This is a genomic window from Natronorubrum texcoconense (assembly GCF_900100335.1).
Classification (GTDB): Archaea; Halobacteriota; Halobacteria; order Halobacteriales; family Natrialbaceae; genus Natronorubrum; species Natronorubrum texcoconense.
In genome coordinates this window covers 787,107-812,666 of record NZ_FNFE01000002.1, presented here as the reverse complement: position 1 = coordinate 812,666, position 25,560 = coordinate 787,107, and the positions used below count along the sequence as shown (strand labels likewise).

The 25,560-nt window shown below is 66.0% G+C and carries 27 protein-coding genes; 10 read left to right on the top strand and 17 right to left on the bottom strand.

Translation table 11 applies throughout. From position 1 onward, the window contains the following. Positions 1–62 precede the first annotated feature (62 nt). Both BLT08_RS10340 and BLT08_RS10335 read right to left on the bottom strand, forming a co-directional pair. The gene (locus BLT08_RS10340; RefSeq protein WP_090305931.1) at positions 63–1,124 is read right to left on the bottom strand and encodes a DUF7972 family membrane protein; all 1,062 of its coding nucleotides are present in this window, start codon (positions 1,122–1,124) and stop codon (positions 63–65) included. A gap of 118 nt (positions 1,125–1,242) precedes the next feature. After that, the gene (locus BLT08_RS10335) at positions 1,243–2,268 is read right to left on the bottom strand and encodes an AI-2E family transporter (RefSeq protein WP_090305927.1); all 1,026 of its coding nucleotides are present in this window, start codon (positions 2,266–2,268) and stop codon (positions 1,243–1,245) included. A gap of 115 nt (positions 2,269–2,383) precedes the next feature. Here BLT08_RS10335 and BLT08_RS10330 point away from each other — a divergent pair, with 115 nt between their 5' ends. After that, on the top strand, positions 2,384–3,118 hold the full coding sequence (locus BLT08_RS10330) for a DUF547 domain-containing protein (RefSeq protein ID WP_090305924.1): 735 nt from the start codon (positions 2,384–2,386) through the stop codon (positions 3,116–3,118). Positions 3,119–3,121: 3 nt separating this feature from the next. Here the strand turns inward: BLT08_RS10330 and BLT08_RS10325 are convergent, their stop codons facing one another. Continuing rightward, positions 3,122–3,802 (bottom strand): amphi-Trp domain-containing protein, encoded by a 681-nt coding sequence (locus BLT08_RS10325; RefSeq protein WP_090305920.1) that lies wholly within the window; start codon positions 3,800–3,802, stop codon positions 3,122–3,124. A 136-nt stretch (positions 3,803–3,938) separates the two neighbouring features. Between BLT08_RS10325 and BLT08_RS10320 the strand changes: the two genes are divergently transcribed. Further along, the gene (locus BLT08_RS10320; RefSeq protein WP_090306165.1) at positions 3,939–4,793 is read left to right on the top strand and encodes an HNH endonuclease; all 855 of its coding nucleotides are present in this window, start codon (positions 3,939–3,941) and stop codon (positions 4,791–4,793) included. Between the two features lie 97 nt (positions 4,794–4,890). On the opposite strand, the gene BLT08_RS10315 is transcribed toward BLT08_RS10320, so the two are convergent. The 5 genes from BLT08_RS10315 to BLT08_RS10295 form a co-directional block, all read right to left on the bottom strand. Beyond that, a complete protein-coding gene (locus BLT08_RS10315; protein ID WP_090305917.1) occupies positions 4,891–5,619 on the bottom strand; it encodes a nucleoside phosphorylase in 729 nt (242 codons plus the stop codon). Between the two features lie 128 nt (positions 5,620–5,747). Continuing rightward, on the bottom strand, positions 5,748–6,050 hold the full coding sequence (locus BLT08_RS10310; RefSeq protein WP_090305914.1) for a HalOD1 output domain-containing protein: 303 nt from the start codon (positions 6,048–6,050) through the stop codon (positions 5,748–5,750). Positions 6,051–6,190: 140 nt separating this feature from the next. Then, a complete protein-coding gene (locus BLT08_RS10305; RefSeq protein WP_090305911.1) occupies positions 6,191–7,069 on the bottom strand; it encodes an ATP-dependent ribose-1-phosphate kinase in 879 nt (292 codons plus the stop codon). Between the two features lie 37 nt (positions 7,070–7,106). After that, the gene (locus tag BLT08_RS10300) at positions 7,107–7,928 is read right to left on the bottom strand and encodes a DUF63 family protein (protein WP_090305909.1); all 822 of its coding nucleotides are present in this window, start codon (positions 7,926–7,928) and stop codon (positions 7,107–7,109) included. A 137-nt stretch (positions 7,929–8,065) separates the two neighbouring features. Beyond that, on the bottom strand, positions 8,066–9,043 hold the full coding sequence (locus tag BLT08_RS10295) for a ribose 1,5-bisphosphate isomerase (protein WP_090305906.1): 978 nt from the start codon (positions 9,041–9,043) through the stop codon (positions 8,066–8,068). 72 nt (positions 9,044–9,115) lie between these two features. On the opposite strand from BLT08_RS10295, the gene deoC reads away from it, so the two are divergent. Next, complete coding sequence (gene deoC, locus BLT08_RS10290) at positions 9,116–9,751, top strand: deoxyribose-phosphate aldolase (protein ID WP_090305903.1); 636 nt, start codon at positions 9,116–9,118, stop codon at positions 9,749–9,751. 239 nt (positions 9,752–9,990) lie between these two features. Here deoC and BLT08_RS10285 read toward each other — a convergent pair whose 3' ends face one another. The 3 genes from BLT08_RS10285 to BLT08_RS10275 all read right to left on the bottom strand — a co-directional run bounded on the left by BLT08_RS10285 (position 9,991) and on the right by BLT08_RS10275 (position 13,705). Beyond that, positions 9,991–11,190 (bottom strand): NAD-binding protein, encoded by a 1,200-nt coding sequence (locus tag BLT08_RS10285; protein WP_090305900.1) that lies wholly within the window; start codon positions 11,188–11,190, stop codon positions 9,991–9,993. 50 nt (positions 11,191–11,240) lie between these two features. Further along, positions 11,241–12,212 carry a patatin-like phospholipase family protein gene (locus BLT08_RS10280; protein WP_090305898.1) on the bottom strand — a complete coding sequence of 324 codons (972 nt, stop codon included), beginning with the start codon at positions 12,210–12,212 and terminating at the stop codon, positions 11,241–11,243. 257 nt (positions 12,213–12,469) lie between these two features. Further along, entirely contained in the window at positions 12,470–13,705 is a 1,236-nt protein-coding gene (locus tag BLT08_RS10275; protein WP_090306160.1) for an RNA-guided endonuclease TnpB family protein, read from the bottom strand. Between the two features lie 55 nt (positions 13,706–13,760). On the opposite strand from BLT08_RS10275, the gene BLT08_RS23590 reads away from it, so the two are divergent. From BLT08_RS23590 to BLT08_RS10260, 4 genes are all read left to right on the top strand, one after another. Next, positions 13,761–13,895 (top strand): hypothetical protein, encoded by a 135-nt coding sequence (locus BLT08_RS23590; protein ID WP_281245261.1) that lies wholly within the window; start codon positions 13,761–13,763, stop codon positions 13,893–13,895. 70 nt (positions 13,896–13,965) lie between these two features. Continuing rightward, positions 13,966–15,228 (top strand): DUF8167 domain-containing protein, encoded by a 1,263-nt coding sequence (locus BLT08_RS10270; RefSeq protein WP_090305895.1) that lies wholly within the window; start codon positions 13,966–13,968, stop codon positions 15,226–15,228. Further along, a complete protein-coding gene (locus BLT08_RS10265) occupies positions 15,225–16,541 on the top strand; it encodes a TrkA C-terminal domain-containing protein (RefSeq protein WP_090305892.1) in 1,317 nt (438 codons plus the stop codon). Before BLT08_RS10270 ends, BLT08_RS10265 begins: the two co-directional genes overlap by 4 nt. 31 nt (positions 16,542–16,572) lie before the next feature. Next, the gene (locus tag BLT08_RS10260; RefSeq protein ID WP_090305889.1) at positions 16,573–16,854 is read left to right on the top strand and encodes a ubiquitin-like small modifier protein 1; all 282 of its coding nucleotides are present in this window, start codon (positions 16,573–16,575) and stop codon (positions 16,852–16,854) included. Positions 16,855–16,886: 32 nt separating this feature from the next. Here BLT08_RS10260 and BLT08_RS10255 read toward each other — a convergent pair whose 3' ends face one another. The 3 genes from BLT08_RS10255 to gatD form a co-directional block, all read right to left on the bottom strand. After that, a complete protein-coding gene (locus BLT08_RS10255) occupies positions 16,887–18,152 on the bottom strand; it encodes a sulfite oxidase (protein ID WP_090306157.1) in 1,266 nt (421 codons plus the stop codon). Between the two features lie 144 nt (positions 18,153–18,296). After that, positions 18,297–19,259: a GNAT family N-acetyltransferase gene (locus tag BLT08_RS10250; RefSeq protein WP_090305886.1), complete on the bottom strand. Its 963-nt coding sequence runs from the start codon at positions 19,257–19,259 to the stop codon at positions 18,297–18,299. Positions 19,260–19,401: 142 nt separating this feature from the next. Then, positions 19,402–20,652, bottom strand: a complete 1,251-nt coding sequence (gene gatD / locus BLT08_RS10245) for a Glu-tRNA(Gln) amidotransferase subunit GatD (RefSeq protein WP_090305883.1) — start codon at positions 20,650–20,652, stop codon at positions 19,402–19,404. 105 nt (positions 20,653–20,757) lie between these two features. Between gatD and BLT08_RS10240 the strand changes: the two genes are divergently transcribed. Then, positions 20,758–21,879 carry a glycoside hydrolase family 26 protein gene (locus BLT08_RS10240; protein ID WP_090305880.1) on the top strand — a complete coding sequence of 374 codons (1,122 nt, stop codon included), beginning with the start codon at positions 20,758–20,760 and terminating at the stop codon, positions 21,877–21,879. Between the two features lie 161 nt (positions 21,880–22,040). Further along, a complete protein-coding gene (locus BLT08_RS10235) occupies positions 22,041–23,294 on the top strand; it encodes a tRNA (N(6)-L-threonylcarbamoyladenosine(37)-C(2))-methylthiotransferase (RefSeq protein WP_090305877.1) in 1,254 nt (417 codons plus the stop codon). A 22-nt stretch (positions 23,295–23,316) separates the two neighbouring features. Here the strand turns inward: BLT08_RS10235 and BLT08_RS10230 are convergent, their stop codons facing one another. After that, entirely contained in the window at positions 23,317–23,796 is a 480-nt protein-coding gene (locus BLT08_RS10230) for a redoxin domain-containing protein (protein WP_090305873.1), read from the bottom strand. A 127-nt stretch (positions 23,797–23,923) separates the two neighbouring features. Here BLT08_RS10230 and BLT08_RS10225 point away from each other — a divergent pair, with 127 nt between their 5' ends. Next, positions 23,924–24,160 carry a glutaredoxin family protein gene (locus tag BLT08_RS10225; protein WP_090305870.1) on the top strand — a complete coding sequence of 79 codons (237 nt, stop codon included), beginning with the start codon at positions 23,924–23,926 and terminating at the stop codon, positions 24,158–24,160. Positions 24,161–24,224: 64 nt separating this feature from the next. Here the strand turns inward: BLT08_RS10225 and BLT08_RS10220 are convergent, their stop codons facing one another. Then, positions 24,225–24,629, bottom strand: a complete 405-nt coding sequence (locus tag BLT08_RS10220; RefSeq protein WP_090305866.1) for a cupin domain-containing protein — start codon at positions 24,627–24,629, stop codon at positions 24,225–24,227. Between the two features lie 140 nt (positions 24,630–24,769). Further along, the gene (locus BLT08_RS10215; RefSeq protein ID WP_090305863.1) at positions 24,770–25,312 is read right to left on the bottom strand and encodes an HIT family protein; all 543 of its coding nucleotides are present in this window, start codon (positions 25,310–25,312) and stop codon (positions 24,770–24,772) included. Between the last annotated feature and the right edge of the window lie 248 nt (positions 25,313–25,560).

Here is a 25,560-nt window from a genome sequence, read left to right as displayed (position 1 = left end):
ACTTATAGTTCACGACAGCCGACACGAACGCTCGCTCGAGGGTCGGGCGGATTCGATCCCAGCTACTGCCGGTCGTAGGCGGTCTCGCGGTCGCCGTCCAGAACGAACGGCCCCTCCTCGGGCGTCCGTTTCGTCACGTTCGCAGCCCGCAGCACGTAGGCGGTGAGCACGGCGTAGGGAGCTAAGGCGATGGTGTAGGCGAGGCTGATGAAGACGGTCAGCGGAGTGAACCCCGCGACGGTGACGTCCGGGAAAAAGCCCGAGTTGAGCGCGAGCAGGACGTAGGTAATGAAGACGATGATCGGCAGCGAGACGGTCAGCAGCGTCGTCGAGAGGTCGGAGAGCTCGAGTTTGTAGTACAGCGTCTTGAAGTACTCGCGGCTCACCATCAGTTTGTGGAGCGTCTCCCTGATGTCCTCGATGATCTCCCGTTCCTCGGCCGTGAGTTCGTCGTCGTACTTGCTCAAGATGCGCCGCGACTGGTAGAGCTGCCACGAGGAGTCGTAGTTCAATCCCGTGAGGAGTTCGTCGGTGGTGCCGTCGGGGACCCGAGAGAGCGTCGTCAGCACCTCCTCGGTGTTCGAGTGGATGTCGTTCTGGAGCCGGTCGACTTCGTCTCGATACTCCTGGCCTGCGGCGCCGTCAATCTGCTGTAGCTCGTCGGCTCGCTGCTTGATCGATCGGAGGACGACGGCCGTGAACTGCCCCGGTCGGGCCGGACTCACGTCGACGATGCCGTCGTCTTCGATCTCCTCCTGGAACTCGACGATCGTGTCGACGCGTTCGGACTGGTTGCCGAGCGAGGTCAGTTCTTGGGAGATGCCGACGGCCGCGATCGAGACGACGATCGACACCAGCAGAATCGTTCCGGAGAGAAGCGTGTTGAACACCGTCTGGACGGTCGTCGTCTCGGCCAGCAGCTCCTGGTAGCCGACCGGCCAGAGCCCGCCCAACACGAGCATCACGGTGAAAACGGTCACGAGGAGCGCGGTCGCGACGCGCTCGCGGTTGCCGTCGAACAGGATCCAGCGTTTGATTCGATTCTCGCTCGAGCGGTCGATCCGTCGCTCTGGGGTTCCGAAACGGTTCCGGACGGACTCGAGTACGGAGTCGCCGTCTGCCATCGATGGATGACCGACAGCCTCGACGGATAAATAGCTGCTACCGGCTCGTTCCACCGAACGTCGTTTCGTGTTGCGTGACCGGAATCTGCCGCGAGAGGGCGTCCCGTCGGACCGTCGCTCACGTCTCGGTCGTCCCACCTTCCTCGCCAAGTCGGTCGTAGTTGTCGTCGATGACGTCGACCACCGCGAGCAGTGCACCGAGGATGACGGGCCCGAAGAACAGTCCCATGATGCCGAAGGCGTAGATCCCCCCGAGCACGCCGAGGATGATAACGGCCGGGCTGATCTCGGCGAACTGGTCGACGACGATCGGCCGCAGGTAGTCGTCGGCGATACCGACGACGATGGCGCTGTAGATGGCGAGCGCGACGGCGAGGACGGGTTCGCCGATCGCGAAGAGGTAGATCGCCGCGGGGATCCACACCAGCGGCGCGCCGATCAGCGGCACCAGCGAGAGGATCACCATGATGAACGTCCAGAACGCCGCGTTCGGGATCCCGGTCGCGAACAGCGCGAGTCCGGCGATGACGCCTTCGATGATGGCGATCAGCACGTGACCGGCCAACACCGCCCACATGACCTCGTTCAGTTCGCCGTAAAGGTCGTCCTGCACGTCCTCCGGTAACGGCGTCATCTCCCGGAGCCAGCTCATGAGGGAGTCGCCCTCCTTGAGCAGGTAGTAGAGCACGAACAGCATGAGCCCCAGCCCGATCAGGGCGTGGGTGAGCGCGCTAAACCACGCGGTCGTCTGCTCGAGGAGCATCGTTCCGATTTGTTCCGCCGAGCCGGCCAACTGCTCCGTGATGTCGATTTCGAATCCCGTCTCCGCCGCGATGCGATCCTCGAGATCGGCTAGCTGGAGGGATTCGGGATCGATACTCTGGAGGATGTCGGCGATGTCGTCGGCGACCGCTACCGCGACGATGACGAACGGAACGACGAAACCGACGATCGCGAGGAGTACGAGCGTAAAGGCGGCGACCGTCGAGGAGACGTAGTTTTCGAGGCGACCCTGGAGCGGATAGAGGACGAACGCGATGAGGATGGCACCGAGGACGTACTGCAGGAACGGCGTGACGAGCTGCCACGACAGGTACGCGAAGACGAGAAAGAGCGCCAGGAGATAGCCTCTACTCAGGTTCACAGGGGGTTCGACCACGACCTACCGGATAAAACTGAACCAGACATATCCAGCGTCGGGACTGTCGTACTCACTCGCCACACGTCTTCAAGGGTCTGGTACGCTAACACACCACTGAATGTCGACCCAGCTCGATCCCCTCTCCCTCTCGGCGGATCTGCTGTACGCGGTCAAGACCGAGGGCGATACCGACTGGTTGCAAGACCACCTCGCGACGCTCGAGCAGGCCCACCTGAGCCGGGCGCTTACCAGCCGCGAGGGAAAACTCGCCTTCTGGCTCAACTGTTACAACGCCTACGCGCAGTTGCTCCTCGAGGCGGATCCGTCGTCGCTCGAGGGGAGTCTCCTCCAGCGCTGGAAGTTCGTCTCCCGCGATCGGATCCCGATCGGGGGCGTCTGGCTGAGTCTCAACGATATCGAACACGGGCTGCTTCGGTGCTCGAAACACCCCTGGGGGCTCGGCTATCTGCCACGGCTGCTCCCCTCGTCGTTCGAACGAGCGTTTCGGCTGCCCGCGTGCGATCCGCGAATCCACTTCGCGATCAGTCACGGTGCCGAGCACTGTCCGCCGGTAACGGTTTACTCGCCGGCCGACGTCGACGCGGAGTTGGATATCGCCGTCGAGTGGTTCTTAGAGGAGAACGTCGGATACGACCCGAAGGGCGACGTCGCCACCATTCCGCGGCTGTTCCGGCGCTACCGCGGTGACTTCGGCGGGGCTCGCGGCATCATCGAGTTTCTCCGGGAGTACAACGGGATTCCGGCCGGTGCGAGACCGTCGCTCGAGTACGAGAAGGTCAGCGGGCCGCCGGACCTCGAGTTCGACGTCGAACTCGAGGAGCTTCGACCCTGAGCGTCAGTCCGAGAGATCCTCGATACTCGCAGCAGGTGCCGTGTCCATAACGCTGCGCGCGGCGCGTTTGGCGTTCGATCGGGAGGTGTACCCCTCGCCGCTGTCGGCGACGATGTTCCCGTTCCAGTGGACCAACCGCCAGCGCCACTCGCCGGCGCGGTCCTCGTAGATCTCGAATCGCCCGGTTCGACCGCTCCGTTCTCCCGCCCGTACCGTGACCGTCTCCTCGTCCGACTCGGATTCGACGTATCCGTCGCCGCTCTCGGACGCCTCGTCGTCGCTTCCGTTCGCTTCGTCGTCAGCTTCGGCCGCTCCATCGTCGCCTCCACTTGCTCCATCGTCGCTCTCGCCGGCGTCGGCGCCCGCGCTATCTGAGACCGCGCCGTCGTGCTCCTCGAGTCGAACGCTCGAGCCGTCGGCGTCGTCCCACTCGAGTTCGACCTCCAGTTCCGCGACGGGTGGTTCGGCGTCGGCGTCGCGCTCGACCTCGAACTCCGCGATCACCCGCTGTGGGATCGTAACGGTGGCGGTTCGCTCGCCGTCGCTCAACTGCAGCGGCTGGTCGGCCGCCAGCGCGGTCGCGAACTCTCGGAGGACCGCGGCGAGTTCGTCTCGGTCGTACGCGCGCTCGAGTTCGAACTCGTCGTCGAACTCGTCTTCATCGTCGTCGGTCGAATCGGCCATACGTCGCGTTCGACGGCCAGCGGGTTAGTGGTTGAGGTGGCGTTGGACGGGCGGATCCCACCCGTTGGACGGCTCGTTCTTCCCGTCCACCCGCGGAGCCGGTGCGTTTTTGTCGTCGCGCTGTCTTCGCTCGCTCGTGACTTCCCGCGACTGGCAGGCCGACCGCCGAGCCGTCTTCGACCGAGACGACCACACGTGTCGACACTGCGGCGCGGTCGGCGACGCCACCGATCCGACGGACTGCAGAACACACCCCGTCGGTGCCGCGCCGCTCGACGGGACGGTCCACGAGAGCGCGCTCGTGACCGTCTGTACCGACTGTTTCGCGTCGCTGGCGTCCTCGGCTCCCCGCTCGAGTACAGCCCCCGACCCACCGTCCTCGCGGGAGGCTCTCTTCGACTACGTCCGCGAGACGACCCGCACGCAGGGTGGGGCCATTTCGGACGTCGCCTCCTTTGCGTCCCTCGCGACCTCGCTTCCGACGACGCTCGCCGAGGCTGATGGCGACGACGAGACCGACGCCGGCACTGGGGCTGATGCCGGACAGCCCGGTGCCGACGAGACCGCCGCGAAGTACCGTCAGATCCGTCAGGACGTCTTGCTCGCGATCGATATCGCCGACGCACGGCTCGAGCGGCTCGCAGCGATCGACGAGGCGGCGTTCGACGCCGACGTCCGGTCGTCGGTCGAGGCGTTTTCGACGTCGGCGACGGACCTGCAGTCGACGCTTCGAACCGTCGTCGCGCGATCCGAAACGGTCCTCGCCGGGCTCGAGCGCTGTCACGGCTGTTTCGATACGCTCGAGGGCGAGCGCTGTTCGACCTGTCGACTCGAGACGCTCGAGACGGCCGACTGGGAGCGAGAGAACGGGGAGATGGCGCTGGATCGGCTCTTTGCGGCGATCAACGACGAGTTGCAGAACGCGTCCACGACGACCGAAAACCTCACGGACCGGGCGACGGCGCTCGCAGCACAGCTTTCCGACGACTGAGACGCCAGTTTTTCGAGGAGTGTCCGGAGTCGAGCGGACGCTATCGGGCGGGAGCTTCGACGAAAAATCGAGTGGCTGAAGCAGCGACGAGCGGCCGTTACAGTTGGGTCGTGGCCTCGAGCGCGATATCGATCGCGCGACCGACGTTGTTCTTGGCCTTGTCCGGCAGTTCGTCGTCCTCGGTGTCGGTGCCCTTCTGGGTGCCCTCGACGAGGTTGCCGTCGACGGTGCAGATCGCGCCGGCGCGCAGGCCCTTGCGGCGGGCCAGCGAGAAGACGGCGGCGGCTTCCATCTCGACCGAGAGGAGTCCGGCGGCCTCCCAATCTTCGACGGCCTCGTCGGATTCCGCGTAGTAGGCGTCGTCCGAGGCGATGGGGCCGACGTGGACCTCCTCGTCGTTCGCTTCGGCTGAATCGACGAGCGCCGAGAGCACGTCGTAGTCCGGTACGGCGGGGTACTCGACGGCCTCGTAGCGCTTCGAGGTCCCCTCGTTTTTCGCCGCGCCGGTCGCGACGATCATGTCGCCGATCTCGATGTCCGACTGGAGCGCGCCGGTCGTGCCGACGCGGATGAAGTTCTCGACGCCGACGTTCGCGAGCTCTTCGACGGCGATGGCCGCGGAGGGACAGCCGATTCCGGTCGAGCAGATCGTCAGCTCCTGGCCCTCGTAGGTCGCGTTGACGACCTTGTACTCGCGGTTTTCGGCGATCGTTTCGTGCTCGTCACAGTGGCCGGCGATGCGGTCGACGCGACCGGGGTCGCCCGGAATGAGAACTCGATCGGTCAGATCGCCGTCGTCTACCAGCAGGTGCGGTTGCGTTGCCATACCCCTCCGTTTCCGTGGCGGCGAGAAAAAAGGTTCGAGGACGGGTCCCGAGCGTCCATCGTCTCGGCGACCTGCGCCACTCCCGTCCCGCCCCCGCTGGCTACTGGCCACCAGCCGTTGGACAGCAGTCAGTCCGCCGGCTCCACCGTCACTCGATCGGACTCGACCGTCACGGCCACGTTTTCGACCGTGAACTCGACGGTACCCGGTGCTCGAGCGGTGCCGCTGTGTGTCTCCGCGAAGAGCGCATCGAGCGCGTCGGGATCGATGTAGTCGTACAGTCGGGTACTGCTCGCTGCAACGTCCTCACCGTGGAACTCCGCCAGCGCCGTTGCAGTTGCGATACTCGGCGGTTCGGTCGTGTCTCGCTCGTACCGGGTGCGGCGTTTAAACTCGCATCCGTGGGACTCGCTGATCCTTCGTTGCGTCATGTCTCTCCGTCACGTCTCCGTGACTTTCTACTCGAGTGGCCAACGGCGTCGCCTATATAATTACCGTCAGACGACGATGGGTGAGAATCGACCGGTTGCGAAGGTGTCGACTACAAGGAACCACAATAATTGTGTGTCGGTCACGATCGGTTACTGAGAAATCGTTCGACCTCGACCGCCGTCGGCGCGCTTCGGGCCCCGTCTCGACTCGCGGTGAGCGCGCCGCAGGCGTTCGCGTACTCGAGCGCCCGGTCGAACCCCGCACCCTCGAGTCGCGACGCGATGAAACCGGCCGCGAACGCGTCGCCCGCGCCCGCGGTGTCGGTGGCTTCGACGTCGAACCCGGGGTGGGTGTACGTGCGGTCGGGGGTCCGAACCGCCGCGCCGTCGTCCCCGGACGTGATGGCGAGGAGTTGGCCGTCCGATCGGTAGTCGGCGTCGCCGTCGAGCGCCGTCGCCTCGCGGTCGGTGACGAAGAGCACGTCGGCGACCGCGAGCGTCTCGCCGTAGTCGCGGTCGCCGACCCGCCGACCGGGATCGAAACTGACGGTGACGCCGGCTTCGGCGGCGATGGTCGCGATGGCGTTGGCCGTCTCGGGTCGCTGGCTCGTGAGGTGGACGTGGTCGACCGACCGGATCCGGGACGCGTCGAGATCCGATGGTCGAACGGCCTCGTTGACGCCGTCGTTGCCGAGTATCGACACCTCGCCCGTATCGTCGACCAGCAGGTACTTGACGGCCGTATCGGCGCCCTCGACGACCTGCAGTCCCGACAAGGAGACGCCCGCGTCCTCGAGTTCGCGCCTGGCGAGCAGGCCGTTGTCGTCGTCGCCGACGCTCCCGATCAGGCCCGTGTCGACCTCGAGCCCGGCGAGCGCGGCGGCGACGTTCGCGGCGCTGCCGCCGCCGGACTGGCGCTGTGAGCGGATCGTCGCCTCACCGTCGGCCTCGGGGAGTCGATCGACGCGCAACGTGACGTCCCAGTTGACGTGGCCGGCGGTGAGTACGTGAGGATCCATCGATACGAGCGAGAAGACGGGGCCGTCCGAAAAAAATCTAGGTGACGATAAACTGCAGGACGTTGTGAACGCCCGGGCCGAGTCCGACCGCAGCGACCAGCGCGAGAATCGTTCGCGCCTGCTGTGGCCGCTCCTCGACGTACTCTTTGAACAGTCCGACGATCACGAGCGCCAGGACGACCTTCACGAGAATGAACAGCCAGCCCGCGCCGACGTACTCGGCGGTCGGCAGCGACTCGCCGGCTTCGAGGATCAGCCGCGAGAGCGGGACGTCTTCGGCCGCGCCGAGGACGTCGTAGCCGATAGCCGTCGAGACGCCGTCTAAGGCGTGTCCGAAGACGACGAGCGCGCCGGTGGCACTCGTCGTCGCGGCGACGTCGGTGAACCAGAGACTGAGCGCGATCCAGGCGACCGCGGTGACGATTCCGGCGACGACGACGCTGATGACGGGCCAGAACAGTTCGAACGTCCCCTCCTCCCAGCCGATGTTGAGGATGACCATCGTGAAGACGGTGAAGAACGCGGTTCCGGCGACGCCCACGAACCGCTCGATCGTCGACTGCAACCCGCCCGCGTAGAGGAAGATCCCGACGATCCAGCTGCCGCCGGCGATGATCGCCGTCACGAGATAGACCGTTGGCGTCGCGAACAGCGTTTCGAACTGGTCCGGATACGCCTCGAGCCGGTGAAGAACGTGCAGGGCCGAGCCGAACATCATCCACGGGACGAACGCCAGCACCGTCTGATCGGTTACCGGTGGCTCGAGTGCCCACAGCAGTGCGATGACCCCTGCCAGTACCACGAGAATCGGAACGAGGAGGTACCACGGCGGGAGCACGAACCCCTCGGGTAATACCATATGGGTAGTGGCACACACCAGCGACTAACACTTTCCGGTTGTCAATTATTCGCTCGGACGAGACAGCTTCGGTGCAGTACTCGCGTCTCGGTCTGGTCCGTCATCGCTCGTCGCTGACGGCGGTCGACGGCCGTCGTTCAGGGCGCCCAGGGCTCGCCGGTCGTCTCGCCGAACAGCTCTCGCATCAGGATGACGATGCTCTCCGGCGGGAACTGTCCGCGCTCGGTGACGATCGCGTCGACGTACCGCGGCGGGGTGACGTCGAAGGCGGGGTTCTCGACGGTGAGTCCGTCGTCGGATTGCTCGCCGGCGATATCTGCCCGTTCTTCGTCCGAGACGACTTCGCGTTCCGCGCGCATCTCGATCTCGACGGTGTGTCCCGTCATCGTATCCGGATGCAGCTTGATCGTCTGGGCGGCGACCATCACCGGCACGCCGCGCTCGCGGGCGTTGACCGCCAGCCCGCTGGTGCCGACCTTGTTGATCACGCTGCCGTCGGCGGCGATGCTGTCCGCGCCGACGAGCACGTGATCCGCCCTGTCGAGATACCGACGGGCCGCGTTGTCGACGACCAGCGTCACCGGTACCCCCAACTCGCGTAACTGCCGAGCCGTGATGTGGCCCTGTTTTCTGGGGCGGGTCTCCTTGACGATCGCCTCGATCTCCTTGCCGTCCTCGACGGCCGCCTCGAGACAGGACAGCGCGTCCGTCGAGTGGCAGTGGGTCATCACCACGTCGCCGTCGCGCAGCCGGTTCGAGCCGATCTCGCCGAGTTTCGACTGGGCCTGGGCCAGATCCACCTGGAACTCTTCAGCGCGGGCGATGGTCGACGCCCGCAGCTCCGAGACGGTCTCGCCGCTCATCCCGCGGAGGACGTACCGGAGCGCGTTCGGCAGACTCACTGCGGTCGGTCGGGTCTCGTAGAGCGTCTTCGCGGCGGCGCGAAGCTGGCGGCGAAACTCCTTCGGGCTCGCGGCCTCGGATCGCTCGGCCTGTTTCGCGAGCGCCTCGGCAGCCGCGTCGGCGATGGTCGCCGCGCCGCGAATCTCCATCTCGGCGATGTCGGCGGCGGTCGCCGCGACGTCCGGATCGACGGCAGGCAGACTGTCGTCCATGCCAACCGGTTGCACTCGAGCGGTCAAAAGTGATCGGGCGGGTTTTTGATGATCCGGTGACTGCCCCTCCGTATGGACCACAGCGAACTCGCGCCGATGATCGATCACACCGTCCTCGGCCCGGAGACGACGATGGCGGACGTCAGAACCGTCCTCGACGAGGCGGCAGAACACGGCATGAACGCCTGTATTCCGCCGTACGCCCTCGAGGAGGCCGACGACTACGCCCCCGACGTCACGCTCGCGACGGTGATCGGCTTCCCCCACGGGCAGAACGATCACGACGTGAAACGGCGGGAGGGCGTCCTCGCCTGGAAGGCCGGCGCGGACGAACTCGACGTCGTGATCAACGTCGGCCGCCTGAAGGCGGGCGACGACGACGCCGTCAGGGCCGAACTGGCCGAACTCGTCGCCGCGGTGCCGATTCCCGTCAAAGTGATCATCGAGACCGCGCTGTTGACCGAGGAGGAGAAACACCGCGCCTGCGAGGCCGCTGTCGCGGCCGACGCGTCGATGGTCAAGACCTCTACTGGCTTTGCGGATGGCGGGGCCACAATAGCGGACGTCGAACTCATGAGCGAGTACCGCCCCGTCAAGGCCAGCGGCGGCGTCGGCAGCTACGACGAAGCGATGGCCATGCTCGAGGCCGGCGCCGAACGGATCGGGGCCTCGAGCGGAGTCGATATTCTCGAGGGCGCGCCGGAGTAGGATCGAGCGCTCCGTCACCGACTGAGACTGTTCTGAAACCGATAGTAGCCACCGAACGTCACTGCACACTCGATCGCAGGACGGGAGCGCGGTTCGGAGCGAACGAAGTGAGCGAGAACCGCGGAAAAGCGAACGGGGAGCGCAAGCGACCCGTGAGCGAACGAAGTGAGCGAGAACCGCGGAAAAGCGAACGGGGAACGTAGTGGCCCGCGAGCTATGCGATCGGTCTGTAAACCGTTTCAGTTGTTACTATCGTTGGTGCCGATGATCCGATCGATCAGTTCGGTGTCGTCGCTGCCGAGCGCCGATCGGACCAGCAGGTGGCCCCCCAAAACCGAGGGACTGATCACCGCGTCCGCGCCGGCGCGCTCGAGTTTCTCGGTGTTCTCGCGGTCGGTTGCGGCGGCGACGATGCGGGTTTCGGGGGCGAGTTGGTGGGCGGTGAGGATCGTGAGCGCGTCTTCGGCGTCGTGATTCGTCGCGACCAGAATCGCCCTCGCGCGCTCGATCTTCGCCCGTCGGAGCGGTCCCTTGTCGCTTGGATCGCCGGTGACCACCGGGATTCCTCGATCGGAGAGCGCGGGCGCCACGTCCCGGTTGTTCGTTACGACGACGAACTCCCGGTCGCTGGCCGCGAGTTCGTCGACGATCGGTTCCGTCAGTTCGCCGTAGCCGAGGACGAGAAGGTGGTCCTCGAGGAGTTCGAGCTGTGAGTCGGTCATCTTTCCGAGTGTTTTCGTAATCCGCGCCTGAATCGCCGGTCCGACCAGCGCCCCGACGGCGATACCGAAACTGGCCACGCCGAGGACGAGGACGGACATCGTGAACAGCATCGCTTCGGTCGAGTCGGGATCCGGCGTGATATCGCCGTAGCCGACCGTACTCGAGGTGATTATCGTGAAGTAGAAGGCGTCGAGGATGCTGTCGATGCCCTCGAAGTGGTCTCGAAGGGCGTAGCCGCCGATGGTTCCGTACAGCTGCACGCCGAGCAGGGCCGATCCGGCTGCGATCTCGGTCGTCCCGAGCTCGAGCGGCTTCCTGAACCGTTTTCGACTGACGAGGAGCACCGGCATCGCGACGAGCGAGACCACGATCAGCGGCAGCGAGTACTGACTCGCCTGGAGGAGCCCCTGTGCCGCGGTTAGCGGGAGGAGCAGAAACGTCGCCCACCAGCCGACGCGGAGTCCGCGGCGCAGTGCGAGCGCGCTGCCGACCATCAGAAAGCCCGTGAGCGCGCCGGTAAAGCCAGCCGCGTCCTGGACGGCGTCGGGAAGGTACGGCGCGAGCGGGCCGTAGACGACGTCGGTACCGATGTTGACGATCGCGGTCGCAACCGAGAGCAGCGCGACGGTCAGCGCGAGCGCGACGGCTGCCCGGGTCGAGAGGATCCGTCGCCAGTTGTCGGGAAGCCGATCTTGCCACGCTCGGACCTCAGCCATACCCACCGGTGTGCTGCGACGTTAGTTAACGGCTCCGTCTTCGGACGGTTTCATCGGGCCTCGAGGAACGCTTCGGCCGCGTCCTCGCCGTCGGCGTACAACGACTCGACGAACTCGGGACTGCGCTCGAGTTTCGTCCGCCAGCCGAGATCCGACCGGCCGAACCGAATTCGTTCGATCTCGGTGTGGGTGAACTTCTCGGGGAGGTAGCCCGCCTCGATCCAGTCGTTGATGTGCTCGACGAAGCTCACCTCGGCGTTGAGCGACTTGTTCCCGGAAAGTTCGTTGCGCCGATCGGCGATGCCGTCGGACGATTTCGGCACGCGGTCTCGCCGCTCCGGATTGATCTTGACGATCCAGACCTCGTCGGGATCCGGGGTCTCGCGATTCGTCACGAAGTCTTTGACCGGCGGGTTCTTGGAGAACAGCCCGTCCCAGTAGTAGCTGCCGTCGACTTCGACGGCTTTGAACGCGTACGGGATCGCGGCCGAGGCTAAGATTGCCTCGGGCGAGAGCTCGTCCTCACGGAAGAGCTTGAACTGGCCGGTCAGCACGTCGATCGCACTGATCAACAGCGCCGGCTCCGTCCCGTCCAACAACTGCGGAATCGCCTCGAAGTCGACGTGGCGCTCGAGCAGGTCCAGAAACTCCCGTTTGCCCCAGTAGGCGGCCGGGGAGTGGTACGGGCTGACGTCGGGAAGCGGAACGCCCATCCGCTCGAGTTGGCTGGTCCAGCGGATCGCGCTGTTGGCCGTGCGGTCGATCGGCCCCTCGGCCGCCAGATCGGCCCAGTAGTCGGCGAGCAGTTCGTCCGGCTCGTGATCGGGGTGTTCACGGCCGTACCACGCGAGCAGCGCACAGACGGCGCCGCCGGAGGTCCCGCTAAAGCCGACGATATCGATCTCGCGCTCGAGGACGGGATCGCTCAGCAGGCGGTCGAGAACGCCGGCGGTGAAGGCCGTGTGACTGCCACCGCCCTGGCAGGCGATGGCGACTGGCGTCGGATCGGAGTCGCGACTCATTTGACGGGTGTTCGGCGTCCGTCGTCAAGTTCGTTCGGCCTGACGGCTTCGCTCTCGGTCGCGGCCTCGGCGTTCGATCAGACCGAATTTGCGACGATCCTCGAGGCGAAACTGCGCTCCCGGCGTCGGTCTGCCTCCTACACACGCCCGGTGTCGGTACGCCTTTATTGTTCCCGGGCCTGTCGCCACCAGTGACATCCTCACCCGCCGTAAACGGCGGGGCTTCCTACAAGGGAAGCCTCGCGTCGAGGGAGGTTTCAGGACTCGAAGACCGCAAGCGTCGTTTGTCGGGATATCCGACTCGGCGTGCGGTGTCCTGCGGCCGTGTCACAACGGCTCCCGTTCCGTGGCGAGTCATTGCGTTCCGGTTTCCAAGGAACGCTCTCTCCCCACGGATCAAAACGACCAGCGATGTTCGCGGCCGCGTTGATATCTGCTTGGTACTCCGTGACCCAACACTCCGATTTCGTACACCGAAACTCGGCTTGCGAACCACGCCGACCGATGTGACCGCACTCGTGGCAGGTCTGGGATGTGTAGCGCGGATTCACGAACTCGACCGGGATACCGGCTTCGAGGGCCTTGTCCTCGATGCGACCAGTGAGGCGGGCAAACGCCCACGAGTGCAAACGCCGATTCATGTACTTGCCGTAATCCAGATTCTCGCGGATGTACGACAGATCCTCGAGTACGATCACTGGATCCTCGAAGGACGCGGCGTACTCGACGGCTTCTCGAGACGCCTTCTCGACGATATCCGTCAGGGCGTTCTGGTAGTGGTCGAATCGTTCATCGGCGCGCCACTCAGCGGCGTCACGCTCTTGGAGGCGCTTCAACGTCGTGTACATCTCCTTACGGAGTGCTCGTGCTCGACCGCCGTCGTAGATGTACGGTTGAGTCGGAGTATCGTTCTGACAGGCACAGCCCGTCAGCAGCTTGGACTCGCCGATATCGAAGCCGATTCGAGTCGGGTCGTCCGGAATCTCTGGATCGACCACGTCGTACTCGACGGTGACGTGCAGCACCCAATTCGTTCGGTGCTGTTGCAGTCGGAACTCGCCGACTGTCGCACTCTCGTCGAGCAGGTCAAACCAGAGCGATTCTTGTTCGGGGTTGATCCGAAGCGGAATCCAGAAGGCGTTGCCATGCCCGGCCTGTGGAACGCGCCAGCAGAATTCGTACGCACGTTCGTCGGAATGGTCGAGACTGAACCCACGGTTCGTGAACCGAACCGGGTGGTCCTCAGCCAACTCCGACGCGTTATATGTATCCCGGAGTTTTGGGACGTAGTTCTTGAGCGCGTCCTTGGCGTAGGACGTGAGTGTGTACGGCGTGACGACATCGTTGACCGCCGTCTGCGTGTCTGCGCCACTCTCGAAGGCGTCCGAAAGCGCACGTCGGTAGGTCGCCACCGTTCGCTCGAGACGTTGCTCTTTACCCGTGGTGGGCGGAGCAAGCGTTGCTTCGAGCGTTTTCGTGGCGGTCATCACGATTACAAGTACGAGAGCATAATAGTTAAAACTAATGAAAAGATAATCATGTGCATAGATGCCCAACCTGAACATCGAAGTCGATCAAGACGAGTACGACCGCCTGAGCGAAATCAAAGACGCACACGGCCTCACTTGGAAAGGAATGTTGCTCCAAGGTGCGAGATCGTTGGACACCGAAGGGCCGTTGTAGGCCGAGTCGAGACACGAACGAACGCGATTCCTCCCCGCCCCAAGGGACGGGGTTTCCTCGCTACTGCAAGATGACGCTTCCAGTCGAAGTCCTGCTCGGGCTCTATCTCGGTCTCCTGACAGGAATCGTTCCCGCCTTCGTCGCCGGCTCGCTCGGATTTCTCGTCCGCTACTTTACGGGCGTGACGCTGCCGGGGTTCGGTGTCGTCGTCCTCGCGCTCTCGATCGCCAGCGTGCAGGGCGGGCTGTTGGGTCTCGTCGAACCAGACATCGCGCAGTCGCCGCGGCTGCTGGTCGCGGTGCTCGTCGTCCTCATGCTCGCGCTCTACGCGCACAGTCAGGGCGACAAACTCGGTTCCGAACTCCCGCGTCGACTCTCCTTTACCTCGCTTCGCCAGCGAACGCTCTCGGCCGACGTCGTCGAACTCGTCGGCACGATGGGGCAGGTCACGGTCCGTCCGGCGGGCGAAATTCGGGACATGCAGGGCTACCCCCCGCTTTCGCCGGATCTCCGCGGAACGCTGAAGAACGGCTCGTGGAAGCTCCCCGCCGACATCCCGCTCTCGGAGCTCGAGATCCGCCTCGAGGAACGCCTGCGGACGGATCACGATCTGGCCGACGTCGACGTTTCGATCGACGAACAGGCCCGCGCGACGATCGTCGCGGCGCCGCCGTCGGGCGGGCTCTCGCGGCGGGTCCCGGACGGCCAGCGCGCCGTCTCGCTCGCGACGCTGGTCCCGACGGGGCTGGCCCGGGGGGACGAGGTAACCGTCAGCGCCGGCGAGCGAACGATTTCCGGGACGGTCCTGAGTGCGCGAACCGAAATCGACGCGGAACGCGCCGAGAGCGTGACCGACGAGTCTGGGGACGAACCGTCCGGAACGGCGGTCACCGACGGCGGCGAGGACGCACCGGCGCTGGATTCGGAGCCGAAACCGACGACCGCGAGCGCCGGCGGCGTCGGCCGCGTCACTGTCTCCGTCGCCCGCCGAGACGCCAAAGCACTGCTCGAGACCGATCGGCCGCGGATCCGGGTCCGCTCGCGCGGCACCAGTCGCGAGTTCGAGGCGTTCGCTCTGGTCAGGCGGGCCGGGTACGCGATCCGGCGCGTCACCGTCGGGCCGGCGGGAGCCGGCGATTCGACCGCCGACGCCGTCTCCTCGGGAACCGTGACGATCCTCGCGATTCGCCGCCACGGGAGCGAGACGAGCGGTCGCCGCCACGGCTGGGTGTTCGGTCCCGGTATCGAACGGCGACTCGAGGCGGGCGACGAACTGTTCGTCGCGGGCCCCGAGCGGGCGATCGACGAGTTCGTGGAGGGGCTCGAGGAATGAGCGCCGCATACGTCGAATCCGTGGCCGCGTTGTTCGTCCTCGCCGCCGTTGTCCCGCCGTTCGCCCTCGATCCCGTCGTCGCCCAGACGCTCCCCTCGGAGACGCTGATAGACGCCGTCGTTCGCATCCTCGGCTTCGGGCTGCTCGCAGCCGGGACGGGTGCGACGGTGGCGTTCGTCTTTCGCTGGTACAGCGCGGACGAGATTCCCGAGGGCATCGCGATCTTGCTCGGCGTCACGATGGTCGCGATCTGGCTGAACACGCAGTCCGCCCTCCAGGACGCGATCATCGGTGATACGGGACTTCTCGAGCCCGCGACGGCCGTCTACACCGTCGCCGCCTTCACCGCGAGTGCGATCGCCGCCGACGGCGGCCGCCGAGCGGGCGACTACCTCGCGCGGGACGTGTTCGCCGCGACGGCTCCCCGAACGATGACGGAGGTCGGCCAACTCGTCCGCTCGGCGGGCCGCGTCGTCACCGTCGAGCTCCCCGAGACCATCGCCGACGTCGACGGCTACGATCCCGTCGATCCCACCACGAAGGCGGAACTCGCGGGTCAGACGTTCCTCTTCCCGCGGCGGCTCACCACCGATCGGCTCCGCGAGCGGCTGATCGATCGCCTCGAGCGCGACCACGGCATCGGCCACGTCGATGTCGAGTTCGCCGACGACGGCACGATTTCCCACCTCGGCCTCGGCAGCCGGCCGGCCGGAATCGGGCCGACGCTCGCGCCGGGCAGCGTCGCCGTCGCGATCCGGGGCGACCCCGCACCCGACGCCAGTCCGGGCGACGCGGTTCGCATCTGGCGGCGCGAGGGCGACTCGCTGCGACGGGTGACCGGCGGCGAACTCCGCGGCGTGGCCGACGACGTCGCGACCGTCGCCGTCGACGCCGACGACGCGGAGTCACTCGAGTCCGACGCCGCCTACCGACTCGTGACCCTGCCCCGGAGCCCGGGCGCGGAGCGCGACCTCGTCTCCCTCCTGCGGGCGGCTGATGAAACGGTGACGACGCTTCCCGTCGCAGCCGGCGACGGGCTCGCGGGGGCGACCGTCGGCTCGCTCCCGGTGCTCGTCGTCGCCGTCGAGCGCGGCGAGTCGCCGGCCGACGCCGCCGACCACCTCGCGTTGCCCGACGCGGAGACCCAACTCGAGGCCGGCGATACGGCGTACGTGCTCGGCCGTCCGGAGGCGCTCCGGCGGGTGTCCGAGATCGCACAGACGCGCGAATCGAATACGGAGTCGGCTGCAGCCGCGGGAGAGCCACCGGCAGCGGAGTCGGCGTCGCCGGCGAACCGCACACGGGAGCGGTAGCTACTTGCCGTCGGCACCGATATCGCCACGTATGCCTACGGAGTGGAAGCTCTTTGCCGACCTCGCGGAGCGCGCAGGCGACAAACACGTCACCGTCGACGCGTCGGCCGGTGATACCGTCGGAGACGCCCTCGAGCAACTCGTCGCGGACCGATCAGAGCTCGAGGAGCGCGTCCTGGACGACGGCGACCTGCGCTCACAGATCAACGTGCTTCGAAACGGAACGAACGTCTTAGTCGAGGAGGAGGGCCTCGAGACGGAACTCAAGGAGGGCGACGAGCTGGCGCTGTTTCCGCCGGTCAGCGGCGGGTAGCGGTCGTCGAGCCGCGGTTCGTCTCGTTCGCCTCACTCGTTTTTCGTCGAGCCATCCGCGGGACGGACCTCGACCGTTACGCCGTTCGGTTCGTAGGCGTTCGCGGCGTATCCGCCCTCGTTCCAGGGGAACTCGTCGTTCTCGAGGGCGTCGCGCCACGCGTCTGGCGCGGAGATGGTCGCCGGCTGTCGTCGCTCGAGTTCGTCGGTCGCCCGTGATACCAGCGAGTGGCGGCCGGCCTCCGCGTTCCAGTCGTACCGGAACAGCCGCCACGCGCCGGCGTAGTCGGGGCCGAACAGCTCCGCGTCGTCCCACGTTGCGCCGCCGTCGGTCGAGATCTCTACGCGCGCTACCGCGTCGTCACCCGCCCAGGCGACGCCCCGAATTTCGACCGTTCCGTCCGCTTTCGGCGTCACGGGCGACTCCCCGTCCGGCGTCCCGATCACCGACATCGCGTTCGCGTCGAACGTGTAGGGGTGATCGACCGCGCCCTCGAGTTGCTCCCACGTATCGACCGTCTCGATCGTCTCGTTCGCCTCGGGGGGAGCGTTTCGCGGGTGGATCCGGTACGCCTCCTGCTGCCAGTAGGCGTGTTCGCCGGGCCGGTCGAGCGAGCCCTGGCCCACCATCGAGTTCGTGACTCGGAGCTCCTCGACCCACTTGACGTTGTTGACGCCGTACCAGCCGGGAACGATCAGCCGCACCGGATAGCCGTGCTCCCGCGGGAGCGCCTCGCCGTTCATCTCGAAGGCGAGGATGCAGTCGTCGATCGCTTTCTCGAGCGGGATCGACCGCGCGAAGACGTCGTCGCCGTCTGCGGGGTCCCCGCCGACCGCGGTCAGCCACGTCCCCTCGGCGGCCGCCACGCCGTGGTCGCGGAGGATCGACTCGAGCGGCGCGCCGGTCCAGATCGCGGTAGCAACGGCCTCGAACCCCCACTGGACGCTTCCCGTTTCGGGGTCGTGTTGCCCGCGGCCGTTTCCCGCACACTCCATGGTGTGGGCGACGGCAACGGTGGGGTATCCGTCCGCGATTTCGCTCACCGAGAGCTCCGCTTCGACCTGCCCGGTGAGCGAGACGGTCCACGCGTCGGCGTCGCCGTCCGGAATATCGTTCCGGTGGCAGACGAAGTGCTCCTCGATTGGCGTCACCCAGTTCGCGAAGGTATCTCGCCGGGCTGGCCCGACGACCGTGTACTTGTCCACCTCGTCTCGTACCGGTTTCACGCCGCTCGCCTTCGACTCCAGTATCGCCTCGATCTCGTCGTGTCGGCTCTCCCGCGGGGTTTCGGCGACCATCTCGTCTTCACTCACGCTAGCACGCACCAAGTAGGGGTAGCTCACCCGTCAGTCCCGCTGAACGAACGGCGTCTCGCGGGCTTCGAAAACGCGGACGACCCGACGATCGATCTCTCGTAGAAACGAATCGACGGCCAACCCCCGTCAGTTCGCGGCGAGATCGATCCCGAGCACGAAATCCGGCTCGTCGGAGAGTCCGGCGCCGGCGTACGGGACGTCACAGACGTATCGGGCGGTTTCGGGGATCAGGACACGCGCCTCGTCGGCTCCGCAGTCGGCCGCGTCTCGAGCGATCGCCGCGAACAGCGAGCGGGCGGCATCGACGTCCTCCCACGCGCCGACGCCGTACTCGGCCCACGTCTCGGTTTCGGGTTCCGTGTCGTCGCCCGAATCGGCGTCGCCATCATTCTCGACGGTTCGCTCGTACGTTCGGCTCCGGTAGGCCGCCCCCGCGAGTCCGTCGTCGCCCGCGACGGCGAACACCGCCGACTCGTCGGCGAAGCGCTCGAAGTCCTCGCGCGTGAGTTCGCGGACGGCCCACGACTCCTCGGGATCGAGCCCGAGCCCGGACAGGTGCTCGCGGGCGTCGCTGTGGGTCCAGTAGCGCCAGGCGGCCGTCGGATCGCCCGAGACGCGATACGGTCCCTCGGCGTCCGGGTCCGGGGTCGGGTGGGCGAACCGGAACTCCGTGATCGGCTCGAAGCCGCTCGCGCGGGCCGCGCCGATCGATACCGCGTTCCACGAGAAGATCATGACGCGGGCGAGCGTCGCGCCCCGCTCGCGCGCCCACTCGAAGCAGGCTTCGTTCAGCCGCTGGCTCACGCCCTGTCGACGGTGGTCTGCGGAGACTCGCATCCCCTGGAACCAGGCCTCGTCGGGGGTGAGCATGACGGCCTGAACGATGCCTGCGGCTTCGCCGTCGATCGTCGCGAGGAACGTTTTCCTGTCGTCTCCGTCGTCCTCGAGCCAGTCGTGGTAGATTTTCGGAATGTAATCGCCGCCGCGATCCGGCCAGATGTCGCTCGTAAAGTCGACGACGGCCTCGTAGTCGTCGTGGGTCGCCCGGCGGATCTCGACCGGCGTCTCGGTCTCCAGATTGGGAACCATGGTTCGTTGAACGCATCTGAGGCAGTCACGCGGGAAAGCGCTTTTCAGACGGACGCAGTGTGCCGTAAAATCGCATACCCTCGACGGGGTGGCGGGACGGAGCGTACGCCCCGGGACGCTGTCGGGACGGTCGATTTCGCGGCTACTCCCAGGGAACCGATCGCTCCTGAATCTCGCCGGCCAGCGAGGTCCCCATCGCCTCTTCAACGTTCTCGCTGTGCTCGAGCGCCCACATCAGCTTCACTTTCGCCGTCCCGGGGAGGGTGTCGCCGGCCTCGACGACGCCGGCCTCGAGCAAGTCCCGACCCGTATCGTAGACCCGGTCACAGACCCGACCTTCGAGACATTGACTCGTCATCACGACCGTCGTGCCGTTTTCGACGAGCCCCTCGATCCGCGGAATGAGGTCGGTCTGAACGTGGCCGAGGCCGGTGCCTTCGATGACCAGGCCCGCCGCCCCTTCGACGACGTCGAGGAAGGCGGGGTCCATTCCGGGCGTGAACTTGAGGAGTTCGACGTCGCTCTCGAGGGCGTCGGCGAGTTCGAGGTCGGTCTCGCCTCGCTGTTGGTACTCTCGTCGAAACGTGACGTCTTCCGTCTCGTACTCGACCTCGCCCAGCGGTTCGGCGCCGACGGTCTCGAAGGCGTCGCGACGCGAGGTGTGGTTCTTCCGGACGCGCGTCCCGCGGTGCAGCGCACAGATATCGTCGCTCTCGGAGGCGTGCATGCAGACCAGCACCTCCGCGCAGTCGCTCTTGGCTGCCTCGACGGCCGAGACGGCGTTCATCACGTTGTCCGAGGAGGGTCGGTCGGCCGAGCGCTGGGAGCCCGTGAAGACGATCGGGACGGGCGTCTCGAGCATGAACGCGAGCGCCGACGCGGAGTACTGCATCGTGTCGGTGCCGTGCATGACGACGACCCCGTCGGCGCCGGCTTCGATCTCCTCCGAGACCGCCTGCGCGAGGTCCTGCCAGAGCGGCGGCTCCATGTTCTCCGAGAGGATGTTCGCGACGACTCTCCCGCGGTAGTTCGCCCGACCGGCGAGATCCGGAACCGCGCGTAGGACGTCCTCGGCGTCGAACTGCGCCGTCACGGCGCCCGTGCGGTAGTCGACCGTCGACGCGATGGTGCCGCCCGTCGAGATCAGCGAGATCGTCGGCAAGTCGTCGTCGAACTCGATCTCGGAGACGCTCCCTTCCTCACCTGCGGTGTCGCCGTCGATCTCGTAGACGTCTTCCTCGAGCAGTTCGACGTCGGCGCCGTCCCGGTCGACGCCGACGTTGTAGCCGCCCTCGAGTTTGACGACGAGGTGGTCGTCGGTACTCGAGGGGAGCAACACGCCTTCGTACGTGCGATCCGCGCGGTCGACGCGAACGCGATCGCCTGGGTTCATGTGGTGGCGTTGCGCGGGGTCGGACTTGAAGGCACGCTTTCGGCGCGCCCGCGATCGTCCGCGACCGTCCGCGATACGTATGCCCGCTCGCGCCGTATCACTCCCGTGCGACGACGCGACGTCCTCTGTTCGGTCGGCACGGTCCCGCTTCTGAGTTCGATCAGCGGCTGTGCCGGGCCGACGACCAACGAACGCCGGCGGATTCTCGGCGCGTATCCGGGCGAAAACGCCGCCTCGCCGGAGCAGTTCCGCCCATTCGAGCGGTGGCTCGAGACCCGTTTCGGCGTGCTTACGCTGTACGTGAACGCGGACGACGACGAGCGCGTGCGTCGGCAGTTTCTCTCCGGGATGACCGAGGTCTGGCAGACCGGTCACGTGCCGATGGTGACCTGGCTCTCCTACACCGGCTCGGAGACCGACACGCCGTCGACGATCACGCGGCAGGTTCGCGACGGCGAGTACGACGACGTCCTCGAGTGGTGGGTGGCGGAACTCGCGGCGTGGTTGGCGACCGACGATCCGGCGATCGACGGGCCGCGACGGCTCTACTTCCGACCGTTTCCGGAGATGAACGGGGACTGGCTCCCCTGGAGCGTGCTCGAGGACGGCGACGCCGAGGCCTTCGTCGACGCCTGGCGGTACGTCCACGAGCGGCTGATGAACGCCGTCGCCGCGATCGGTGCGGGCGATCCGCGGGATCGGGTGCAGTGGCTCTGGAACCCGAACGCGACCGAACACGGGGAGGTGCCCACGGAGGCGAGCTACCCCGGCGACGCATACGTCGACTGGGTCGGCATCGACGGCTACAACTTCGGCGACAGCCCGATGGGGGACGGCTGGCGGTCGCCGGACTCGATCTTCGAACCGATGCGAACCAGACTCGTCGATCTCACCGGCCGCCCCCTGTCGCTCCCCGAGTTCGGGACCACGTCGATCCGGGACGGCGAACCCGACATGCAGGCCAAACGCAAGTGGATCGAGGACGTCTTCGACTATATCGAGGCGAACGACGTCCGAATGGCCTGCTGGTTCAATATCGACAAGGAAACCGACTGGACGGTGTTCGGCGGCGCTCGCGGGACGGATACGTTCGACGACGAGCGCGACGGCGAGCGGTATCGGGTCTACGACGCCTTTCGCGAACGAGTCCAACGCGGCGAGTACGTGGGCGGGAGCACGGGGCGACCCGGAGTTCTCTCCGACGCACAGTTTCGAGGCGAGTTTTAGCCTTATCGCGTCCGACGATGAGCGCACTGGGGTCGCCGTCGATACTCGAGTCACCGGTTCGTCGAGGAGGCCTCGAGCGCGGATCCCGACGTCCGCTAGGGTGGTCTGCCCCGATCCGTCGGGCTTTTGGCCGTTCGGACCGGACGAGCGTATAGCAACGAATGGCCCGGTACCACATCGAGACGTACGGCTGTACGTCCAACCGCGGGGAGAGCCGTGAGATCGAGCGACGGCTCCGCGACGCGGGCCACTACCGAGTCGAGGGGGCCGACGAGGCGGACGTCGCCATCCTGAACACCTGCACCGTCGTCGAGAAGACCGAGCGGAACATGCTCCGCCGCGCCGAGGAACTGGCCGACGAGACCGCGGACCTGTTCATCACGGGCTGTATGGCGCTCGCCCAGGGCGAGGAGTTCGCGAAGGCGGAGGTCGACGGGCAGGTGCTCCACTGGGACGAGGTGCCGGAGGCGGTCACGAACGGCGAGTGTCCGACGACGACGCCCGACGCCGAACCCATTCTGGACGGCGTCGTCGGCATCCTGCCTATCGCGCGGGGCTGTATGTCCGACTGCTCGTACTGCATCACGAAGCACGCGACGGGCAAGATCGACTCGCCCCCGATCGAGGAAAACGTCGAGAAAGCCCGCGCGCTGATCCACGCCGGCGCGAAGGAGATCCGGATCACGGGTCAGGACACCGGCGTCTACGGCTGGGACGAGGGCGAACGCAAACTGCACCGGCTGCTCTCCGAGATCTGCGAACTCGAGGGCGAGTTCCGCGTTCGCGTCGGGATGGCCAACCCGAAGGGCGTCCACGGCATCCGCGAGGAGCTAGCGGACGTCTTCGCCGAGTACGACGAACTCTACGACTTCCTGCACGCGCCGGTGCAGTCGGGCAGCGACGACGTGCTCGGCGACATGCGCCGCCAGCACCAGGTCGAGGAGTATCTCGAGGTCATCGAGAGCTTCGATGCGGCCCTCGACTACTGGACGCTCTCGACGGACTTCATCGTCGGCTTCCCGACCGAAACGGACCACGACCACGAACAGTCGATGGCCCTGCTGCGCGAGACGCGTCCGGAGAAGGTCAACGTCACCCGCTTCTCGAAGCGGCCGGGCACCGACGCCGCCGAGATGAAGGGCCTCGGCGGGACGCTCAAGAAGGAGCGCTCGAAGGAGATGAGCGCGGCGAAACGCGAGATCGTCGGCGAAGCCTACGCCGACATGGTCGGCGAGACGCGCGAGGACGTACTGGTCGTCGAGGAGGGCACCGCCGATTCGGTGAAGTGCCGCGACTCGGCGTACCGGCAGCTCATCGTCCAGAACGCGAGCGAGTACGGTCTCGAGCCCGGCGACTTCGTCGACCTCGAGGTGACGGCCCACGAGACGATGTACGCGTTCGGGAAGCCAGTGTAGGTCAGTTGCGGGCCGTTTTTCCTCAGAGTTCGTCGATAGCCGCTTCGATCTCCTCGCGCGGCAGCGGCGAGATCCAGTCGTCCGCGACGAACGCGTACTGGACCTCCCGGTCGGCGTCGAGGACGAACGCGGATCGCCACGGCGTCGAGACGTTGGCCATGTGATCGCGGTCGGCGAGCAGGTCGAGCGACTCGCTCACCGCGCCGTCGACGTCCGCGAAGAAGCGGAACGCGGGCTCGTCCAGCCAGCGCAGGAACTCGTTTTGCGCGTAGGGCCCGTCGCGACTGACGCCCAGCACCGAGACGTCCTCGAACTCGCCCCAGCCCGCGCGAACGAACTGTTTCCACCAGTTCTGTGCGATCGCGCTGAACGCGAAGCCGGTACAGATCAGGACGCCGCCCCGATCCCCGAGCGCTTCCTCGAGCGCCGTCGAACGGAACGTCTCGCCGTCGCACAACAGTGCTTCGAACGCCGGAACGGTGTCGCCCTCGGTCGGTGGCATACCCCGTCTCCCCCGCGAAGCGACAAAAACCTCCGTTCCGCGGCAGAACCCCCAACGACGTGCGTCGGCACTTCCGCGGACGCGGTCGGCACCCACGCTTTTGTCGACCCGAGCCGAAAGGGGGGATATGGTTACCCTGTATCAGCTCGAGGGCTGTCCGTACTGCGAACTCGTCGCCGACCGCCTCGACGAACTCGAGGTCGACTACGAGAGCGTCTGGACCGAGGGGCTGCATTCGAAGCGCGACGAGGTCAAGCGCGTTTCGGGCCAGCGGCAGGTCCCCGTCATCGTCGACGACGAGCGCGGCGTCACGATGCCCGAATCCGAACGCATTCTCGACTATCTCGAGGCGAACTACGCCTGACGGCGCCGCTACTTCGTCGCTCGATATCGACGCGAGTGACGCTTGATTACGTCGCCGGAACCCGCTACTCGTCCTCGAGACCGTGGGGGTCGAGACCGGGATCCTCGACGGCGGGCGCTCCGATCGCGAGGACGACACCCTGTTCGTCGCCGACGTTGCGATGGCCGTGGCCGATCTCCGGCCGCGCCATCCAGAACGTCCCCGGTTCGGCGTCGACGTACTCCTCCTCGCCGGAGCGGCCAAGCTTTACCGAGAACTCGCCCTCGAGGACGTAGTAGAGCTCCTCTTGCTCGCTGTGGGCGTGGTACTGGATCTCCTCGCCGGGCTCGAAGTACCAGAGCTTGAGCTGGACGTGCTCGGTGGGGAGCACCTCGTCTAACGCCCGGATCTGGAGGTCCGGCGGAACCTCGTCTATCTCGGAAAGATCCGTCTTCGGTACGTCGTCGGTGTGGACGACCTCGTACTCCATGACGCTCGATAGCACGCGACAGCGCCGCAAAAACGTATGGTCGGCCGGGGTATCGTGCCGGTAGTTGCCAGCGCGCGGACGCTCGTCAGTTGATCCGCGCTCTCGTCAGTCGATCCGGGCTCGTCAGCCGATCCTACTCGTCACTCGAACCTGATTGCCTCGTCCTCGTCGCCGGGAACGATGGCCTCTTCCTGTCCGGCGAACGCCTCGCGGACGCGGTCGTACGTTTCCTCGAGCGCCTCGACGATCACCGAGGTGTCGCTGAGGACGGGCATGAAGTTAGTGTCGCCCTCCCAGCGCGGGACGACGTGCGTGTGCAGGTGGTCGTCGATCGAGCCGCCGGCCCCGTCACCGAGGTTCAAGCCGGCGTTGAAGCCGTTCGGCTCGAGGGCGACCTCGAGGGCGTCGAACGTTCGCTGTTTCAAGCGGGCGTGATCGAGCAGTTGCTCGTCGGTGAGGTCCCGGTAGTCTCCCGTGTGCGTTCGTGGAATTACCATCGCGTGGCCCGGGTTGTACGGGTAGTTGTTCAGCATGACGAAGGCGTGCTCGCTCCGTGCGAGCAGCAAATTCTCGCGATCAGCGGTTTGCTCCGGCAGCTCACAGAAGACGCAGTCGTCGATATCGGGGTTCTTGTCCTCGCGTTTGATCCAATCGATCCGCCACGGTGCGAACACCTGCTCCATACCGATGCCCACTCGAGACGGCCCTAAAGCGTTTCACTCCCGGCTCCGCTCCGAGCCCCGTCGTAAACGGTCCTTGTACTCCTCCAATCAATGACTGTAGCTCGAAAGCGAATTACAGGGAGTCCTGAATGAACGATAATACACGCTCTCGTGGCCGGAGAGGGGATCTAGAGAGGTTTCGTCCAGTTGTTCGACTCAGCGCTCGAAATGAAACAGGGATTTAAGACCGTACTGACGAAAGGAGTCCG